The sequence below is a fragment of the Acinetobacter sp. NIPH 284 genome, from assembly GCF_000369425.1.
GTDB lineage: Bacteria > Pseudomonadota > Gammaproteobacteria > Pseudomonadales > Moraxellaceae > Acinetobacter.
Genome location: NZ_KB850010.1, coordinates 589604 through 610286 on the forward strand (window position 1 = coordinate 589604; position 20683 = coordinate 610286).

At 39.9% G+C, this 20683-nt stretch carries 16 protein-coding genes and 1 rRNA gene; 12 read left to right on the plus strand and 5 right to left on the minus strand.

Annotated elements, in window-relative coordinates:
* Positions 1–6: 6 nt before the first annotated feature.
* Positions 7–402, minus strand: coding sequence for a ribonuclease P protein component (gene rnpA, locus F908_RS05935; protein ID WP_004675434.1), 396 nt, complete (start codon positions 400–402; stop codon positions 7–9).
* 27 nt (positions 403–429) lie between these two features.
* Positions 430–564, minus strand: coding sequence for a 50S ribosomal protein L34 (gene rpmH, locus F908_RS05940; RefSeq protein WP_000831329.1), 135 nt, complete (start codon positions 562–564; stop codon positions 430–432).
* Between the two features lie 667 nt (positions 565–1231).
* On the opposite strand from rpmH, the gene dnaA reads away from it, so the two are divergent.
* From dnaA to gyrB, 4 genes are all read left to right on the plus strand, one after another.
* Entirely contained in the window at positions 1232–2635 is a 1404-nt protein-coding gene (gene dnaA, locus F908_RS05945) for a chromosomal replication initiator protein DnaA (protein WP_005158907.1), read from the plus strand.
* A 90-nt stretch (positions 2636–2725) separates the two neighbouring features.
* Complete coding sequence (dnaN, locus tag F908_RS05950) at positions 2726–3874, plus strand: DNA polymerase III subunit beta (RefSeq protein WP_005158909.1); 1149 nt, start codon at positions 2726–2728, stop codon at positions 3872–3874.
* Positions 3875–3901: 27 nt separating this feature from the next.
* The gene (gene recF / locus F908_RS05955; RefSeq protein WP_005158912.1) at positions 3902–4984 is read left to right on the plus strand and encodes a DNA replication/repair protein RecF; all 1083 of its coding nucleotides are present in this window, start codon (positions 3902–3904) and stop codon (positions 4982–4984) included.
* Positions 4985–5032: 48 nt separating this feature from the next.
* Positions 5033–7501 (plus strand): DNA topoisomerase (ATP-hydrolyzing) subunit B, encoded by a 2469-nt coding sequence (gene gyrB / locus F908_RS05960; protein ID WP_005158914.1) that lies wholly within the window; start codon positions 5033–5035, stop codon positions 7499–7501.
* A gap of 114 nt (positions 7502–7615) precedes the next feature.
* On the opposite strand, the gene F908_RS05965 is transcribed toward gyrB, so the two are convergent.
* The gene (locus F908_RS05965; RefSeq protein ID WP_005158918.1) at positions 7616–8173 is read right to left on the minus strand and encodes a VTT domain-containing protein; all 558 of its coding nucleotides are present in this window, start codon (positions 8171–8173) and stop codon (positions 7616–7618) included.
* A gap of 311 nt (positions 8174–8484) precedes the next feature.
* Positions 8485–10413: an ATP-binding cassette domain-containing protein gene (locus tag F908_RS05970; protein WP_005158921.1), complete on the minus strand. Its 1929-nt coding sequence runs from the start codon at positions 10411–10413 to the stop codon at positions 8485–8487.
* Between the two features lie 210 nt (positions 10414–10623).
* On the opposite strand from F908_RS05970, the gene F908_RS05975 reads away from it, so the two are divergent.
* From F908_RS05975 to erpA, 6 genes are all read left to right on the plus strand, one after another.
* Positions 10624–11631, plus strand: a complete 1008-nt coding sequence (locus F908_RS05975) for a putative solute-binding protein (protein WP_005158924.1) — start codon at positions 10624–10626, stop codon at positions 11629–11631.
* 44 nt (positions 11632–11675) lie between these two features.
* Positions 11676–12686 carry a putative solute-binding protein gene (locus F908_RS05980; protein WP_005158927.1) on the plus strand — a complete coding sequence of 337 codons (1011 nt, stop codon included), beginning with the start codon at positions 11676–11678 and terminating at the stop codon, positions 12684–12686.
* A 217-nt stretch (positions 12687–12903) separates the two neighbouring features.
* Positions 12904–13905, plus strand: a complete 1002-nt coding sequence (locus F908_RS05985; protein WP_005158930.1) for a putative solute-binding protein — start codon at positions 12904–12906, stop codon at positions 13903–13905.
* A 215-nt stretch (positions 13906–14120) separates the two neighbouring features.
* The gene (locus F908_RS05990; RefSeq protein WP_005158934.1) at positions 14121–15128 is read left to right on the plus strand and encodes a putative solute-binding protein; all 1008 of its coding nucleotides are present in this window, start codon (positions 14121–14123) and stop codon (positions 15126–15128) included.
* 282 nt (positions 15129–15410) lie between these two features.
* Complete coding sequence (locus F908_RS05995; RefSeq protein ID WP_005158942.1) at positions 15411–16415, plus strand: putative solute-binding protein; 1005 nt, start codon at positions 15411–15413, stop codon at positions 16413–16415.
* 122 nt (positions 16416–16537) lie between these two features.
* The gene (erpA, locus tag F908_RS06000) at positions 16538–16873 is read left to right on the plus strand and encodes an iron-sulfur cluster insertion protein ErpA (RefSeq protein WP_005158950.1); all 336 of its coding nucleotides are present in this window, start codon (positions 16538–16540) and stop codon (positions 16871–16873) included.
* Positions 16874–16922: 49 nt separating this feature from the next.
* Here the strand turns inward: erpA and F908_RS06005 are convergent, their stop codons facing one another.
* Positions 16923–18050 carry an anhydro-N-acetylmuramic acid kinase gene (locus F908_RS06005; RefSeq protein WP_005158953.1) on the minus strand — a complete coding sequence of 376 codons (1128 nt, stop codon included), beginning with the start codon at positions 18048–18050 and terminating at the stop codon, positions 16923–16925.
* A 61-nt stretch (positions 18051–18111) separates the two neighbouring features.
* Here F908_RS06005 and tyrS point away from each other — a divergent pair, with 61 nt between their 5' ends.
* Positions 18112–19344, plus strand: a complete 1233-nt coding sequence (tyrS, locus tag F908_RS06010; protein ID WP_087537343.1) for a tyrosine--tRNA ligase — start codon at positions 18112–18114, stop codon at positions 19342–19344.
* Positions 19345–19848: 504 nt separating this feature from the next.
* Positions 19849–20683, plus strand: a 16S ribosomal RNA gene (locus F908_RS06015); the annotation flags it as partial.

A 20683-nucleotide genomic window follows, 5' to 3' on the forward strand; every position in this document is an offset into this window, starting at 1 on the left:
AGATCTCTAATTTTGTGAGGATGTTATAACAGCTTTTGAATGCTTTTTTGCTAAGCGTTGTAATTTTTGCCAAGCAAACTCTAATTGTTGATGTAATTCTTGATTTGCGATTGCTTCTATACCAACTTTAGGCATCACCACAATATCGATATCAGCATTAAATTGCACTTTGTGTAAGCGAAAGCTCTCCCGAGCAAGACGTTTTATTCGATTTCGTTCATGAGCACGACGTACTTTCTTTTTAGCAACGACAATACCCAAACGGCTATTTGGCTGTTCGGTTAATTTTGCTAAAAAAAGGAAATGGGGCTGGTGCACTTTAAAAAGTGCACCATCAAATACACTTTTGTAATCAGCGGCACAACGAATACGAGATTCAATGCCGAAACTGTAAAGTGCCATCACCCAAATCTGGTCAGCTTAACAGTATTAAACAGTTAAGCTATGACGACCTTTTGCACGACGACGAGCTAAAACTTGACGACCTGCTTTAGTAGCCATACGAGCGCGGAAACCATGAACGCGTTTACGCTTTAATTCAGATGGTTGGAAAGTACGTTTCATATCGAAACTCCCAAAATGATCTTTCTATAAAGGTCCGCGATTTTATTGTGCAATGTTTACGCTGTCAATGGAAAATCAAAAACTTTACATTTTGTTTGTTCTGTTTGGGAGCAATAAAACACCTAGCAAATATCTCACACGATGGAAAACAAAAAATATACACAAGCTATCCCTTTATATTATATCAATATTCAACTATATTCACAGCTTACATACAGGCTTATCAACAACCAAAATTCTAGTTTAAATTTAATTCTTGGATTTTGAATTTAAATTTCGATATGCTCAGTTATCCACAACACAACCCAACCTTATAAGTAAATTCAAATTTTAAAATTTAAATTTATTCTTATTAGTATGCATTTTTTCTGTGGAAATTGATGTTTTTATATGTTTAAACAAGGATTTACTTTGTGGATAACCATGTTTTTATTAATTTTATAAATTGTGGATAACTTTAGCGCTAAAACTATCCACAGCTTGTGCAAAAAGTTATGCACAAGTGGTTTTAAATTTAAATTTATAATCAAATGCTTTCTTTTTCGGCAAAAGTCTCATAAATTTGCCTGACAGATGTGGATAACTTGGTTAGAATGGCGACCCCTTCGAAAGATGGGATTGGTGGTTTCTTTATTTTTGAATTTAAAATGGATATTAGGGGATGCACATGCTCTGGACAGACTGCTTAACTCGCTTGCGACAAGAGCTCTCTGACAACGTCTTTGCGATGTGGATTCGTCCTTTGGTTGCTGAAGAAGTTGACGGTGTGATGCGTTTATATGCACCTAATCCATATTGGACACGTTATATTCAAGACAACCATTTAGAGTTAATTTCAATTCTTGCTGAGCAATTATCGGAAGGTCGAGTACGTCAGGTTGAAATCTTGGTTGATTCGCGTCCAGGTACTATTTTGTCTTCTCATGAGCAACCTGCAACCACGACCGCGGCTTTAGGTAACACTTCAACCACTCCAATCGTTCCTATTAAAGCTAAGAAAGAAACTGATTTGGTGCAACCAAGTCAAAGTGTCGCGAAAATACCAAAGAAAAGACAACTCAACCCATTATTTACATTCTCTTTATTTGTTGAAGGTCGTTCTAACCAAATGGCTGCTGAGACTTGCCGTAAGGTATTAACCCAATTAGGCGCATCTCAGCACAATCCTTTATTTTTATATGGTCCAACAGGTTTGGGTAAAACACACTTGATGCAAGCCGTAGGGAATGCACTTTTACAAGCCAAACCGAATGCACGTGTCATGTATATGACCTCGGAAAGTTTTGTACAAGACTTTGTCAGTTCATTGCAGAAAGGTAAGGTTGAAGAGTTTAAGAAAAATTGTCGTTCTTTAGATTTATTGTTGGTTGATGATATTCATTTGCTTGCTGGTAAAGAAGCAAGCCTTGTTGAATTCTTTTATACATTCAATGCTTTACTGGATGAATCTAAACAAATTATTTTAACCTCAGACCGTTATCCAAAAGAACTCACGGAATTGGATCCGCGTTTGGTTTCTCGATTCTCTTGGGGATTATCTGTTGGTGTTGAGCCACCAGATATTGAAACACGTATCGAAATTTTGCTAAAAAAAGCTGAAAATAGTGGGGTAGATTTGCCACGAAATTGTGCTTTATTCATTGCACAACAAGTGGTCGCAAACGTTCGTGAACTTGAAGGTGCCCTCAATAAGGTGGTGGCTATCTCACGTTTTAAAGGCACTGCGATTGATTTGGATGTGGTGCGTGAGTCATTAAAAGATGTTTTAGCGATTCGTGCACGCACCATTAGTGTGGAAAATATTCAGCGCGTCGTCAGTGAATATTTCCGTATCCCATTAAAAGAATTAATTGGACCTAAGCGCACCCGTATTTATGCACGTCCACGCCAATTAGCGATGGGGCTAGCCCGAGAGCTGACAGGGGATAGTTTTCCTGAGATTGGAATGGCATTTGGTGGTCGTGATCATAGTACCGTGATGCATGCCTGCGAAAAAGTGGTTAGCTTGCGCGAACAAGATCCAATTTTTAATGAAGATTATAAAAACTTACTTCGTCTGTTACAAAGTTAATCTATTTTTCAGAGTTGCAAACTACTTTTAAGTGCAGCATAGTACACTGCTAACATTCATATCAGCTTCTGTTGTAAGAGGAATAAAATCGTGCGTTTGAAAATCGCTAAAGAAAGTTTAGTCAATGTTTTATCACATGTGGTGGGGGCTGTTGAGCGTCGCCATACCTTGAATATTCTTTCAAATGTCAAAATTCAAACCACTCAACAGGCCTTAACGATTACGGGTTCTGATTTAGAAGTTGAATTAGTCGCAAGCACAACTTTATCTGAAGGTGCTTGTTTAGAGGTGGGTGAAACAACTGTTCCTGCACGTAAACTCGTTGAAATCTGTAAATCCCTCCCGACAGCAGCCTTAATTGATTTGCAAATAACAGAAGACCAACGCTGTATTTTAAAATCAGGCAATAGCCGTTTCGTATTAGGTACCCTTCCAGCAGAAGATTATCCATTACTCACGACTGACAATAGTCAAGGTACTCAGGTTCAAGTCACTCAGCGTGAATTAAAACGTTTATTTGAAAAAACAGCCTTTGCGATGGCAGTTCAAGATGTACGTTTTTACTTAACTGGTACTTTGTTGGAAATTGATCAAAATCAATTGCGTACAGTAACAACAGATGGTCATCGTTTAGCTTTGTGTGAAGTTGCTGCTTCATCAACTGCATCGGCACCGATTCAAGCGATCGTACCTCGTAAAGCGGTTGGAGAGTTACAACGTTTACTGAGTATTGAAGATGAACAGTTGACTGTGTTGATTGGACGTGAATTGTTGAATGTCACCATCAATACGCCAAGCCGTGATAAAGAGCAGGGCGATATTACCGTGCGTTTCACCACCAAGCTGATTGATGGCAAGTTTCCTGATTATCGCCGTGTGATTCCTAAAAATGGTGACAAGCATGTCTTTATTGCTCATGATGTCTTCAAGCAATCTTTACAACGTGTTGCTATTTTAAGTAATGAAAAACTTCGTGGTGTTTTCTTGAATTTTAATCAAGATTCATTGCAGTTGCGTGCCAATAACCCAGAACAAGATGAGGCGGTTGAAGATATTGCAATTCAATATCAAGATGCACCTTTAGAAATGTCATTCAATGCGCAATATATCCTTGAAGTACTTGGTGTGCTGGATGGTGATGACGTGAAAATGAGCATGAGTGAAGCCAATCAGTCGGTGCTTGTTCAAGATCCAGCGCATCCTGATCAAACTTATGTCGTGATGCCAATGCGAGTTTAATGACGATTGATGTTTGAGTTTTAAAGCATGCAAATCACGCGTTTAAATATCGAACGTGTACGTAATTTAAAGACGGTTGCACTCCATGAGTTGCAACCGTTTAATATTTTTTACGGCGCAAATGGTTCTGGAAAAACGTCAGTTCTAGAGGCTATTCATTTACTGGCAACGGGGCGTTCATTTCGCACCCATATTCCAAAACATTACATTCAATATGAAGCCGGCGATGCGATTGTTTTTGCGCAATCTGCCACTGAACGTATTGGCATGCAAAAGCTGGCTTCGGGCGAACAGGTGATTAAGGTCAATGGCGATACCATTGCGACTCAAGGTCAGCTGGCAAAATTATTACCTTTACAGCATATCGATCCACAAAGTACCGATATTATTGATCATGGCGCAAAGCCAAGACGACAGTTATTAGACTGGTTAATGTTCCACGTGGAACCTGAGTTCTATTTTGCATGGCAGTATTATTCTCGCGCACTCAAACAACGGAATAGTTTGCTCAAGACACGGCGCAATCTGACTTTGGCTGATTTAGAGCCTTGGAATAAAATGCTCAGTGATTATGGTGAAATGTTGCATTCACAGCGGGTCAGTATTGTTGAGCAATGGAACCAATTTTTCCATGAAGATTTAAAAATACTGCTACCTAATCTTGAGATAGAACTGGAATACAATCCTGGTTTTCATACTGAGCAAGGTCTATTGCAAGACTTGGTTCAGCAGCATCAAAAAGATCTAGATCGGCGTTATACGGAGTATGGTCCGCATCGTGCTGATTTACGGTTAAAAACACCTTTTGGCAATGCGGATGATGTACTCTCTCGTGGGCAAAAAAAGTTGTTAATCATGGCATTAAAACTGTCACAAATTGCAATGCTGCATGCGAGTAATAAGGAAACTGTGGTATTATTAGATGATCTGACAGCAGAGTTAGATGAGACCGCACAACAACGGTTAATTGAGCGATTGAGTCAGTTAGGAAGTCAAGTTTTTATGACCACCTTAGACCATGCGTCGGTATTAAAACACTTACAGGATTTGTCGATTTCTTTTCAATTATTCCACGTTGTTCACGGTCAAGTCAGTCTTGCTGCACCATAATTTTATTTCCTCATTTTTGGATAGATTAATATTTACTAGGGAGTAACCATGAGTTCAGAGTCTCAATCAGTCTCTCAAACAGAACAATCAAATGAAAAAGCTTATGATTCCTCTAGTATCAAAGTTTTACGTGGATTAGACGCGGTTCGTAAACGTCCTGGTATGTATATCGGTGACACTGATGACGGTACAGGTTTACACCATATGGTGTTTGAGGTGGTGGATAATGCCATCGATGAAGCTTTAGCAGGACATTGTGATGAAATTTTAGTCACGATCCATGAGGATGAGTCGGTCAGCGTATCCGATAATGGTCGTGGTATTCCAACAGATATTCACCCAGAAGAGGGGATATCTGCGGCAGAAGTGATTTTGACCATTCTGCATGCGGGTGGTAAGTTTGATGATAATAGCTATAAGGTGTCAGGCGGTTTACACGGCGTAGGCGTTTCAGTTGTAAATGCTTTATCAAAAAAATTACAACTTACAATTTATCGTGCTGGACAAATTCACGAGCAAGAATATCAACATGGTGATTCACAATATCCATTACGTGTGATTGGTGAAACAGATAAATCGGGTACAACGGTTCGTTTTTGGCCAAGTGAGCTAACGTTTAGCCAAACCATTTTTAGTGTCGATATTTTGGCACGTCGTTTAAGAGAGCTATCTTTCTTGAATGCAGGTGTTCGAATCGTTTTACGTGATGAGCGTGTCAATCTTGAGCATGTTTATGACTATGAAGGCGGTTTATCTGAATTCGTTAAATATATTAACGAAGGTAAACACCATTTGAATGATATTTTTCATTTTACCGTTGCTGCTGACAATGGTATTGGGGTTGAAGTTGCGTTGCAGTGGAATGATAGTTATCAGGAAAATGTACGTTGCTTTACCAATAACATTCCGCAAAAAGATGGTGGTACACACCTTGCAGGTTTCCGTGCAGCATTGACTCGTGGCTTAAACAGCTACATGGAAAATGAAAGTTTATTGAAAAAAGAAAAAGTTGCTGTCACAGGTGACGATGCACGTGAAGGTTTAACTGCAATTATTTCAGTGAAAGTACCTGACCCTAAATTCTCTTCACAAACCAAAGAAAAATTGGTTTCGAGTGAAGTAAAACCTGCGGTAGAGCAGGCCATGAACAAAGAGTTTTCTGCTTATTTACTGGAAAATCCACAAGCAGCGAAATCGATTGCAGGTAAGATTATTGATGCGGCGCGTGCGCGTGATGCAGCGCGTAAAGCGCGCGAAATGACTCGTCGTAAGAGCGCATTAGATATTGCTGGTTTACCAGGTAAATTGGCAGACTGTCAGGAAAAAGACCCAGCATTGTCTGAATTGTATTTAGTCGAGGGTGACTCTGCGGGCGGTAGTGCGAAACAAGGTCGTAACCGTAAAATGCAGGCGATTTTGCCGTTGAAAGGTAAAATCTTGAACGTTGAACGTGCGCGCTTTGATAAGATGATTTCAAGTCAAGAAGTTGGTACGCTCATCACTGCTTTAGGTTGTGGGATTGGACGTGAAGAATACAATCCAGACAAATTGCGTTATCACAAAATCATTATCATGACCGATGCAGACGTGGATGGTTCACATATTCGTACCTTGTTATTGACCTTCTTCTTCCGTCAAATGCCAGAATTGGTTGAGCGTGGATATATTTATATTGCACAGCCACCATTGTATAAGTTGAAGAAAGGTAAGCAAGAGCAGTACATCAAAGATAATGATGCACTTGAAACTTACCTAATTTCTAATGCGATTGATGAACTTGCATTACATGTCAGCGCTGAAGCACCAGCGATTAATGGTGCAGCATTAGCGAGTGTGATTGCGGATTATCAGGTGTCACAGAAGAGCTTACAACGCCTCACTCAACGCTATCCTGCAAGTTTATTGGATGGTTTACTTGAGCTGGATGCATTTAAAACAGATCACAATCATGAACGTGACTATGTTGAATCATGGGCTGAGCAATTACGTGTTGCAATTGAAAAGTTACAACCAAGCTTACGTCCTGAGATTACATTAGAAACGTTTGAACGTGAAAATGCACAAGGTGAGAAATCAGCACATTATTGGCCACGTGTCACTATCTATGTACATAACTTACCGCATTCGTATTTACTCGATGCGGGTCTGTTAAATTCTGCTGAATATGCGCGTTTATTGAAGAATTCGAAGAGCTGGTTTAAGTTACTTGAAGAAGGAGCTTATCTGCAAAAAGGTGAGCGTCGTATTCAGGTAAGTAATTTCCATCAAGTATGGCAACATATTTTACAAGACTCGCGCCGTGGCATGATGATCCAACGCTATAAAGGTTTAGGTGAGATGAATGCTGAGCAGCTTTGGGAAACGACGATGGATCCTGAAAATCGAAATATGTTGCAAGTGACCATTGATGATGCGATTGAAGCAGATCGTATGTTCTCTTGTTTGATGGGTGATGATGTAGAACCACGTCGTGCCTTCATCGAAGAAAATGCACTAAATGCGGATATTGATGCTTAATTAAATTAATGTGAGATTTAGTTTGTATTATTTCTCTCGTATAGAAGAAAAAGGCGATGCTTGATGCATCGCCTTTTTTTTTATATGAAGGTTTCACGTGGAACATTCCGTTGATTAGGTTTTAACTAAATCGCTGACTTGAATGAGTGCATGTCCAAATAAATAACCAGCAGTAACCAGCACACTAATCCATAATAGCGCGCCTAAGATATTATAAATTACGAAATGGGTATAATTCATAGCACTAGAACCAGCGGCTAAAGGTGCAAAAGAACGTGCAAATGGGATAAAACGAGCCAATAGAATAGTTTTCCCACCATGTTTTAAGAAAAATGTATTAGTTTTCTTTACATATTCTTGTTTGATAAATCGAGATTCCATATTAAAAATTCGGTCACCAAAATGACGACCAATATGATAATTCACCATGTAGCCTAAAGCCGCAGCTATAAAAAGTAAGCTAATCATATAACCCAAATGCATAAATTCAATAACTGAACATAAAGCGCCTACGGTGAGCAAAAGACTATCGCCTGGTAAAAAGAACATAAACACAAAGGCGGTTTCTGAAAAGATAATCAAAAATAGGATCGCATAAATCCATAAACCATATTCTTGAATTAAAATAGGAAGAATATGTTCAAAGTTAAAAATAAAATCTAAAGAATTCATTCAGTTTGTATGATCCAAAATCGAGTACTCACCAAATTGAAGTACAAAAATATAAAATGAACTTAGTTCTCGATGCGCATTTAAAAGTAATAACTTTAAAATGATAAGGTTGAGTATATCTAGCCTAAACCTAAAGCTCAATTTTATGAGAAAATTCCAATTTAGACCTGATCTGAAATGATTGGCAGAATCATGACACTTTTATCGGTATTTTTATTATTTTTTAGTCTCTAAGCAAATCGTAATGTCGTTATTTATTCTTCTATGATTAGAAAAAACCTAATTCCCAAAAAGAGAATTAGGCATTTATTTTAAACTTCAAAAGAACTTTCTAACTCTTCAAGCTCCATCATCAACTCTAACAGTTGTTCTTCGTACTGTTCCAGCTTAGATTTTAGCTCAGTTTGTTCATTCATTAGCTTAATCAAATCATCTTTACGATGAGCTTCATACAGAGTGCTGTCTGCTAATGCATTTTCAATTGCAGCTAAGCGTGGCTGAATCTTTTCAATTTGAGTTTCAGCTTTCTCAATATTTTTTCGAATAGGACGAGTTATTTCACGACGACGAGCCGCTTCTTTACGTTGTGCTTCTTTATCAACTTTGGCTGCTGTATTTTGAGACGCTACTGTTTGTTGCTGTACTGCATTCTGTGAATTAATGAGCTGTTGGCGCGCTTCACGTAACCACTTGGCATAGTCTTGTAAATCACCCTCAAACTCCGTACATTTTCCTGCATGTACTAAAAGTAGATCATCACAGACACTGGCGATCAGTTGACGTTCATGTGAAACTAAGACCACTGCACCATCGAAATCTTGTAGAGCCATACTTAAAGCATGGCGCATATCTAAGTCTAAATGGTTGGTCGGTTCATCTAGAATTAAAACATTTGGGCGCTGCCATACGATCAGCGCCAAAGCTAAGCGGGCACGTTCGCCACCTGAAAAGCTTTCACACGGCGTATCCATACGTTCGCCACTAAAGCCAAATCCACCTAAAAAAGCACGCAATGCGGCTTCACTGATCTTTTTATCAGCAATACGAGCCAATTGCAGCATTGGACTGGCATTGGCATCTAAAGCATCCATCTGGTGCTGAGCAAAATATCCAATATTGAGTAATTCTGAGGCTTTACGTTCGCCAGCAAGTAATGGCAAATCACCTACTAAAGTTTTGATCAGCGTTGATTTACCCGCGCCGTTCATCCCTAGTAAACCAATACGAGAACTTGGAGTAATTTGCAGACGAATTTTTTCGGCAATGATTTTATCGCCATAACCAATTGTTGCTGCATCTAAACTCAGCAAGGGTGAACTCATTTTGGTGGGTTCACGGAAGCTAAAGGTAAATGGTGTATCGACATGGGCAGGCGCAAGTTGTTGCATGCGTTCTAACTGTTTGATACGGCTTTGCGCTTGGCGAGCCTTAGTTGCTTTGGCTTTAAAGCGATCAATAAATTTTTGTAGATGGGCGCGTGTTTCTTGTTGCTTTTCAAAAGCCTGTTGTTGTTGTGCTAAGCGCTCGCTACGTGTCGTTTCAAAGGTAGAGTAGTTGCCTGTATATAAGGTTAATTCTTGATTTTCAATATGAAGAATATGATCCGTAATTGCATCGAGAAAATCACGGTCATGCGAAATCAGCACCAGTGTTCCTTCATAGGCTTTAAGCCAATCTTCTAGCCATAAGATGGCGTCTAAGTCCAAATGGTTCGTTGGTTCATCTAATAACAGTAAGTCTGAACGACTCATTAAGGTGCGTGCTAAGTTTAAACGCATCCGCCAACCACCAGAGAAGCTTGCGACATTTAAATGGATTTGATGGTCAAGAAATCCTAAACCTGCCATTAATTGGGCTGCTTTAGCAGGTGCTGCGTAACCATGAATTTCATCAAATCGACCATGTAATTTGGCTAAATCATCATTACTCAGTTGATCTGGATGCGCTAATTTTTCTTGAATGTCCCAATATTCTTCGTCACCAGACAAAACAAAATCAATTGCTGGCATTTCTAAGGCTTTAATTTCCTGAGCCATGTGTGCCACAGTCCAAACCGCTGGACGAGTTAGATTCCCTTCATCTGCAACCAAGTCACCTAAGAAAGCAGCAAATAGTGTTGATTTGCCTGCGCCATTCACGCCAGTAAGACCAATTTTCCAGCCAGGATGAAGCTGCATCGATGCTTTTTGAAATAGAACTCGCCCACCACGGCGTAATGAAACTTGGTCAAATTGAATCATGAGTATGCAAAATAGCGAAGAGATAGCTGCATTTTAAGGTGATCGCCCATGAATGCAAATTTTTATATTACAGATCAAACTGATCGAATTAAATCATTCTACCAATAAAAAATAGAGTAAAAGCTCTATTTTTGTGATACAAATCAGATTATTATTTAGTTTTAGTGAAAAATAAGCAACAAGATTAAAAGTATAGTGACAGGATTAGGGATGAACAAAGCAATTCTTGCCGTGGGGGCAATGCTGATGTTGGGGGGAAGTATGCAGGTCAATGCAGATACTAAAATTTGTGTTTTTGACTTGTTGGGAAAATCTGGCGAGGCCTATAAGGCGATGGAGGAATGGGCTTTGGCGGCCAAAACATGGCGCAGTGACATCACTTTACTGGGTTATCAAAATGAAGCTCAGGCCCAGAATGATTTCGAGCAGGGCAAATGTGATGGTGTGTACATGACATCTATGCGTGCGAGGAGTTATAACAAATTTGCAGGTTCTGTCGATGCGATTGGTGCTGTACCGAGTTATGCAATTGCACAAAAAGCCATTAGTTTTGCCTTAGATAAGCGTAATCAACGTCGTCTGACCAGTAGTATAGGTAATCAGGTCTACGAAGTTGTCGGTATATCACAAATTGGTCTGGCTTATATTTTCGTTAAAGATAAAAAAATGGATACCATTGAGCACATCAAAGGTAAAAAATTTGCGGTTCTCGGCTATGATGAAGCACAAAAAATCGTTGTTAAAAGCTTGGGTGGGCAAGCGGTCCTTTCGGACATTTCCGATATCGCTAAAAAATTTAACAATGGTCAAGCCGATATTATGGCCGCACCAGCTTATGCCTATAAACCATTAGAACTCTTTAAAGGTTTGGGACATGAGGGGGCAATTATTACTTTTCCAGCTGTCAACATGACCATGGACCTGATCATTCGTCCTGAAAAATTCTCCAGTGGTTTTGGCCAACATTCGAGGGCCTGGTTCATTAACCGCCTCAATACCAACTTTGCCCTGATTCAGCGGATTGAAGCGGAATTACCCGCCAAATATAAAATAAATCTGAGCAATGAGGACAGGACGCGTTATCAGCAAATCCTACGTGAGGCACGTATTGGCTTGACCTCACGAGGTATTTATGATGCCACCATGATGAACGTGCTCAAGCGTGCGCGCTGTACGGTGGATCGGACCAGTTTTGAATGTTCACTGGGTGGTGAATAGATTTTAAATTTTTGATGATTAAATAATTCTATAGGGAGAATGTAATGAATAAAGGATTATTCGCTTTAGCTGCTGCAACATTGTTCAGCGTTGCGGGTCAAACTCAGGCAAAACAAAAAATTTGTGTGTTTGATCCGATGGGAAAAGCGGGAGAAGTGTATAAAGTCGCGGAGGAATGGGCGCTGGCTGCACAGGATTGGCAAGCCAAGATTCAGTTGGTTCCCTATAAGGACGAAGCCAAGGCACAGAATGATTTTGAAGCTGGTGAGTGTGAGGGAGTATATATGACCTCCATGCGCGCCCGTAAATACAATAAGTTTGCAGGTTCAATAGATGCAATTGGTGGTGTGATCAATAATCAGGTGGCAAAAAAAGCGATCCATTTTGCGCTGGATAAGCGTAATAAACGCCGTCTGATCACAACAATAGATGGAGATACCTTTGAGGTTGCAGGGATTTCCCAGTTTGGTCTGGCCTATATTTTTGTACATGATAAAAGTATCAACTCGCTTGCTAAAGCCAAAGGCAAAAAATTTGCTTATCTGAAACATGATGATGCACAAAGGAAAATTCTTGAAGCAATCGGAATGGTTGCGTTGCCATCAGACGTTTCTGATTTTGCCAAAAAATTTAATGCCAATCAGGCCGATGTGATTGCATCGCCTGCCTATGCCTATAAAGCTCTGGAAATTGAGAAAGGACTGGGAACAATAGGGGCAATGTTTGACAACGTTCCTGTTGTGAATATTACGATTGAGTTGATTATTCGCCCAAATTCTTTTCCCGCAGGTTTCTCTCTGAATTCACGGGAATGGTTTATACAACAAATTCCAACAAGTTTTGCCATGATTAAACGGCTTGAGGATGCCATTCCAACAAAATATAAATATTCGATTTCTAAGCAAGAAGTTGAGAATTATGAAAAAATTTTCAGGGAGCAACGAATCCGTTTTACCAAAGATGGTATTTATGACCCAGTGATGATGGGCGTGTTGAAACGGGCACGTTGTTCAGTGGAAAGAACCCGTTTTGAATGTTCATTGGGAGGTGAATAAAAATCTGAATCCAGATTGAATTGTGTAGTGATTTGAACAAATCATTTGAGAGGGAAAATAGATATTTTATCAATGAGTAAAATGTGATGAGTACTATTAAAAATCAGTAAAACCCGATGTATGTAAATAAAAGGACTAGGCTTTTAGTGAAGATCTGACTATATTCGTCTCTCGGTGGTGGAAAAATATGCAAAAACAGCAAATAAGGGAAAACAAAATGAAAAAAGGACTTTTGGCATTGAGTGCTGCGACTCTATTTGTCATGACTACTCCTGTACAGGCAAAACAAGAAATTTGTGTATTTGATTTATTAGGAAAAGCTGGCGAGTCTTACAAACTTGTTGAAGAGTGGAAGCTTGCTTCAAAAACATGGCAAGCTGATGTTGAGCTGATCCCTTATCAAGACGAAGAGAAAGCAGAAAAAGATTTTGATGCGGGCAAATGTGACGGGGTTTATATGACCTCTATGCGTGCTCGTAAATATAATAAATTTGCAGGATCTGTTGATGCTATAGGTGCGGTGACTAGCAATGCGATTGCACAGAAAGCAATTACTTATGTGCTTGATAAGCGTAACCAACACCGTTTAACTGCAACAACCAATGGTGAGAAATACGAAGTTGTTGGTATTATTCAAGTTGGCTTAGCCTATACTTTCGTACGTGATAAAAATATAGATACGATTGAAAAGGCCAAAGGCAAAAAATTTGCGTATTTACATTATGATCAAGCGCAAAAAACGATTGTTGAAAGCATAAATCTTGTTGCTGTGCCCTCTGATATTTCAGATTTTGTGAAGAAGTTTAACAGTGGTCAGGTTGATGTAATTGCTGCACCAGCATATGCATATAAACCTTTAGAGATTAATAAAGGTTTAGCAAATGGTGCATTATTTAATTTTCCAGTTGTGAACATCACGGGGGATTTAATTATTCGCCCTGGGCAATTCCCAAGTGGTTTTGGTACCCAATCTCGACAATGGTTCGTGAACAAATTGCCAAGTAACTTCGCAATGGTAAAGCGTTTAGAAGCGGGTATGAATGCGAAAAGAATTACATTGTCTAGTGAAGATAAAATTCGCTATCAAAAAATGTTGCGTGATGGACGAATGAACTTGACCAGACAAGGGGTCTACGATGCCAGCATGATGAATGTCCTCAAACGAGCACGTTGTACGGTTGAACGCACTAACTTTGAATGTTCTTTGAGTGCCGAATAGTTATAGGTTTGTTCCTGAATTTATAAATTGATTAACGAAAGTCATCACTTATCACAAATATGTTTATGAAAATAAGTGAATGAGATAAAACAGGACAAAAAGTAAACATTATTGACATAAAAATAGAGCACAAGCTCTATTTTTTTTTGAAAAACATGATTAATATTTGCTTCGAACAAGGAGACAAACATAAAGTTTGTGGAAGGATGAAAAATATGAAAAAAATTGCGTTAGCTATTGCAGCAACTTCGATCTTAGGTGTATCTGCTTCTACTCAAGCAGCAATTGATGTGTGTGTATTCGACTTATTAGGAAAGTCAGGTGAATCATACAAAATGATGCAGGACTGGGCACTTGCAGCAAAAGGCTGGGGCGCTGATGTAAACCTTCTTGCAATCACAGATGAACAAGTCGCTGATAATAACTTTAAAGCGGGTAAATGTGCTGCTGTAGCAATGACAGCAATGCGTGCTCGTCCATATAACAAGTTTGCGGGTTCTATTGACTCTTTAGGTGGTGCGCCAAGTAATGAAATCGCTCAACGTGCGATTACTTATGTTCTAGATCAACGTAATGCAGCAAAAATGGTAACTAACCTTGGTGGTAATAAATACGAAGTTGGTGGTATTGCTCCATTAGGTGCGGCTTATATTTTCGTGCGTGATAAGAGCATTAACTCAATCGAAAAAGCAGCGGGTAAAAAATTCGCAGTATTGGGTTATGATGACGCGCAAAAAATTATGGTACAACGCGTAGGTGCACAAGCTGTACTTTCTGATATTTCTAACTTTGCTGCTAAATTTAACAATGGCCAAGTAGATATGGTAGGTGCTCCTGCTTATGCATATAAGCCATTAGAGTTGAGCAAAGGCTTAGGTGCTAACGGTGCGATGTTTAACTTCCCAGTGTTACAAGTGACTGCGGATCTTGTGTTACGCCCAGAAAAATTCCCAGCTGGTTTTGGCCAAAAATCTCGTGATTATTTTGTGAAGCAACTTCCAAAATCTTTCGCAATGATCAAACGTTATGAAGCTGAAATTCCAGCAAAATACAAAATGAACTTAACTGCTGAAGACAAGTTAAAATATCAAAAATTAATGCGTGATGGTCGTTTAGATATGACTAAACGTGGTATTTATGATGCTAGTATGATGTCAGTATTGAAGAAAGCACGTTGTTCAGTAGACAAAGCGAACTTTGAATGTGCATTACCTGGTGAATAATCATCAAATGCTATAAAAGTAACTTAAAGCCTAGATTTTTCTAGGCTTTTTGTTTTTAAGTGCTTGTCATTTAAGTCATTGTCTTTATATAGAAATATCGCAATCATACTCATATAAAAACAAATGAAATCGAGAAGATTTAAAATATGTTTTAATCGGGAAGATTAAGAACGACTGTATTTAAACATATATTCATTTGAAGACCTTATTAGGATAGAACGTTGCTCTTCATATACGTAAATGTTGCGCAACAAAACAATATAGATGCAAAGGAAAAATAATATGCAATGGTTTAAGCCTTTACTACTTGCGACAGGCATAGCAGCTGTCTCTGTTGCAGCTCAAGCAAAACAAACAATGTGTGTATTTGACATCGTAGGTAAAAGCGGCGATGTATATGCATTAATGAAAGATTATCAATTGGCTGCAAAAAGCTGGGGTGCTGATGTTGAGTTGAAAGTAGGCACCAATGAAGCAGTGATAGCGGAAGATTTTAAAGCAGGGAAATGTGATGGCGTCAGTATCACAGGTATGCGAGGCCGACAATTCAATCCATTTACAGGTTCATTAGATGCAATTGGTGCGATCACCGACCTTAAGCTTGCTGTCAAAGTGATGCAAGGGTTAGCCAGTCCAACTTTTGCCAAAGCGATGGTGAATGGCAAATATGAAGTGGCTGGTGTGATTCCGATTGGTGATGCATATTTATTAGTAAATGACCGTAATATCAATACCGTTGCAAAAGCTGCAGGTAAAAAAATTGCGGTTTTAGACTATGATGAAGCACAAAAAATTATGGCTTCACAAGTGGGTGCTCAAGCTGTAAGTTCAGATATCACTAATTTTGGTGCTAAATTTAATAATGGTCAGGTTGACATCATAGGTGCACCTGCTGCCGCGTTTAAACCATTAGAACTTTACAAAGGTTTAGGTACTAAAGGTGCGATTGTCAATTACCCAATCTTGCAGGTGACAGGCAACCTGATTATCCATCCTGATAAATTCCCTGCTGGTTTTGGTCAAAAATCAAGAGAATGGGTGAAAGCACAATTGCCACGTGCTTTTGGTATCTTGGGTAAAATGAAAGCGGATATTCCACAAAAATACTGGATGGAAGTACCTCCTGCTGATAAACCTGGCTATCAAAAATTAATGCGTGAGGCACGTATTAACCTGACAGCAAAAGGAATTTACGATAAGCGTATGATGAAGTTGTTATGGCAATTCCGTTGTCGCGAAGATGCCAAAAATTTTGAATGTGCTTTGCAGGAAGAGAATTATAAATAATCTGTTAAAAAGTCCTTAATCGCACTTTAAACTTCAGGTACAGACCCGATATTGAGTATGCTATACTGAATATCGGGTCTTTTATTTATGAAAGACGTATTGAAGTCTGAGGAATATCTACCATGAATGCCCAAGCTCTTGAATTGTCAGATAATGCTGCCAACAAAGTTCGCCAATTACGCGAAAGTGAAGGGAATAACGACTTGATGTTACGTGTTTATGTAACGGGTGGTGGATGCTCAGGCTTTTCTTATGGTTTTAATTTCGCTGAAAGTGTTAATGAAGATGATGCTGAATTTACCAATGGCGACGTTAAAATGTTAGTTGATTCACTTAGCTATCAATACTTGGTTGGTTCAGTGGTTGATTATCTTGAAGGACTGGAAGGTTCTCGCTTTGTAGTGCAAAACCCGAATGCAACGACAACTTGCGGTTGCGGATCATCTTTCTCGATTTAATAGATTCTAAAGAATAAAAAGCTTCTCAATTTGAGAAGCTTTTTATTCTTTATACCATCGTAATCGTCCCTAAAATACGATCACCCGATGCACCTGTTACAGCGGGTAAATTCCCACTCAGTTGTTCAACGAAACGCATGGCTAACCATGCAAACGCCGTCGCTTCGACCCATGTCGGTGCTAAGCCAAGGGCATCCGTGGTTTGTACTGACCAATTGTGTTTGCGTAAGCGCCAACGTAATTGTTCCAATAAATAAGAATTATAAGCACCGCCGCCACAAACGTAGAGTTCGCCTGTTTCCATGCTAGAACGATAGACTGCTTTTTGAATTACCCTTACGGTAAGTTTCAGTAAGGTCGCTTGAATATTTTCAGGTGTATCTTCGAGTTCGTCATAGGTTAAATCATTGCGCCAATCGATCAGTTGATCATCTAACCAATCAATATTAAAGTCTTCGCGACCTGTACTTTTTGGAGGTTCTTTCGAAAAGTATTCGTGTGAGTGCAATCGATCTAATAGGGAGCGTATTGGATGGCCATAAGCAGCCCAGTCGCCATTTTCATCGTATGGATGCCCTGTATGACGATGACACCATGCATCCATTAATATATTTGCAGGGCCTGTATCAAAGCCATAAACACCGTCAAGGTCATTTGCAGGCAACATACTGACATTGGCAATACCGCCTAAATTCAAAATGACACGATGGATACTGTCATGCTGAAACAAAGCTTGATGGAAAGCTGGCACTAAAGGAGCACCTTGCCCTCCTGCGGCCATATCACGACGCCGAAAATCAGAAACCACAGGGAGTTGAGTAATTTCAGTGATGATATTTGGATCACCAATTTGTAAGGTAAAGCCATGCTCAGGGCGATGGCGAATAGTTTGCCCATGAGAACCAATAGCCTTGATTTGATTACGATCTAAATTGTTCCTTTCAATCAGCGTATTAATGCCATGTCCAATCATTTGTGCCAAAGCGACATCGGCTTTACCCATACGATCAATTTCATTGTCGTCAGGAAGCGTTAAAGCCATTAATTCATCACGTAATTCAGGCTCAAAAGGCACAGTCAGTGTGGCATGTAGTGTTAAAGGGTCAAATGAACTTGCAACAATATCAACACCATCCATGCTCGTGCCTGTCATTACACCAATATAGATCGCGCTCATATACAACTTATCCTGCAAGATGCTGAAAAAATGTTAGTATATCGCACAAATTGAATAACTGATGTGTTTAGGTTTTGTGATGTCAAATTTCTTGCCAGCCGAAGAACAGCTTGCTCTCATTCAACGAGGCACGCACGAGATTATCTCTGATGAAGATTTATTGAAAAAACTGAAAGAGAATCGTCCACTCCGTGTAAAAGCAGGCTTTGACCCAACGGCTCCTGATTTACACTTAGGACATACGGTTCTAATCAATAAATTAAAAACCTTCCAAGATTTGGGACATGAGGTTACTTTCTTGATTGGTGATTATACCGCCATGATCGGTGACCCAACAGGCAAAAGCGCAACACGTCCGCCGTTGTCGCAAGAGCAAGTACTTGCCAATGCCAAGACTTATCAAGAACAAGTTTTTAAAATTTTAGATCCAAATAAAACCAAAGTTCGTTTTAACTCAGAATGGTTTAGCCAAAAAACTGCAGCTGATTTAATTCAATTGGCAAGTCAGCAAACTGTATCACGTATGCTGGAACGTGATGACTTTACCAAGCGCTATAACAACCACCAGCCAATCGCGATCCATGAGTTTTTATATCCATTGGTACAAGGCTATGACTCGATTGCGCTTGAAGCAGATGTTGAGTTAGGTGGAACAGACCAAACTTTTAACTTGCTCATGGGACGTACTTTACAAGGTCGTTACGGTCAAGAATCACAAGTCTGCATCACTGTACCGATTCTTGAAGGTTTAGATGGCGTCAATAAGATGTCAAAATCTTTAGGCAACTATATTGGTGTATTTGATACCCCAGGCGCAATGTACCAAAAAATCCTGTCAATGCCAGATAGCTTGATTGAACGCTACTTTGATTTACTCAGCTTTAAGGCACTGGATGAAATCAAAGTCTTGCTGGATGAAATGGCTGCGGGTCGCAATCCACAAGAAATCAAACGTATCTTGGCACTTGAGCTGGTGGAGCGTTTCCATGATGCAGAAGCGGCTGAAAATGCACACAAGAGCGCAGGCAATCGTGTAACCGAAGGCGAAGTACCTGAAGATACACCAGAAGTGACGATTTCTCGTGGTGAGTTTGGTGGTGAGTTATTTATTGCCACAATTCTTCGTGTTGCTGGTTTAAACCCAAATGCAGCTGCTGCAAAAGATGCCGTGGGTCGTGGTGCGGTTAAAGTTGACTGGAATGTGGTTGATATGAGCTTCTCTGTAAAAGAGAATGTCACTTTAATCATCCAATCGGGTAAAAAAGCGATTGCTCGTGTGACTTTTACTGATTAAATCACAATGGAAAAAATAAAGAGCAGGCCATTAGCCTGCTTTTTGTACATAAATAGATGATAAAAACAACGAAAACATCAGATTTGTAGAAAAAAGAAACATGCAAAAGAAAATAATAAAAAACAGGGTTGCAACCCTCCTGAAATGCTGTAGAATGCACATCCATCGGCGGTGATGCGGATAAAAACTTGTTGAGAAACAAGGATTTGGCTGAAGTGGTTAGATTCTTGGGTTGGTTGGTAAGTTTTAAAAATATCTAAATTACCTGTTGACTTTAAAGAAATTTAGAGTAATATAGCCGACCTAGCTTGATGATGACGAATCATCGAGAAGATCATTAAGAGAATAGAAGAACAACTTGTGTGGATTTTTACTGGTTGATCGATCGAAATAATTTTCATTGATTGAATGGTAGAAATTTCTCGAAGTTTATTTGAGCGAAATTTAAGTCAGAAAATTGATGAGCCAGATTTGGAAGTTTAGATTAAAACTTCAAAATGATTTTAACTGAAGAGTTTGATCATGGCTCAGATTGAACGCTGGCGGCAGGCTTAACACATGCAAGTCGAGCGGGCGAGGTTGCTTCGGTAACTGAGCTAGCGGCGGACGGGTGAGTAAAGCTTAGGAATCTGCCTATTAGTGGGGGACAACATTCCGAAAGGGATGCTAATACCGCATACGTCCTACGGGAGAAAGCAGGGGATCACTTGTGACCTTGCGCTAATAGATGAGCCTAAGTCGGATTAGCTAGTTGGTGGGGTAAAGGCCTACCAAGGCGACGATCTGTAGCGGGTCTGAGAGGATGATCCGCCACACTGGGACTGAGACACGGCCCAGACTCCTACGGGAGGCAGCAGTGGGGAATATTGGACAATGGGCGGAAGCCTGATCCAGCCATGCCGCGTGTGTGAAGAAGGCCTTTTGGTTGTAAAGCACTTTAAGCGAGGAGGAGGCTTATTAGGTTAATACCTGGGATTAGTGGACGTTACTCGCAGAATAAGCACCGGCTAACTCTGTGCCAGCAGCCGCGGTAATACAGAGGGTGCGAGCGTTAATCGGATTTACTGGGCGTAAAGCGTGCGTAGGCGGCTGATTAAGTCGGATGTGAAATCCCTGAGCTTAACTTAGGAATTGCATTCGATACTGGTCAGCTAGAGTATGGGAGAGGATGGTAGAATTCCAGGTGTAGCGGTGAAATGCGTAGAGATCTGGAGGAATACCGATGGCGAAGGCAGCCATCTGGCCTAATACTGACGCTGAGGTACGAAAGCATGGGGAGCAAACAGGATTAGATACCCTGGTAGTCCATGCCGTAAACGATGTCTACTAGCCGTTGGGG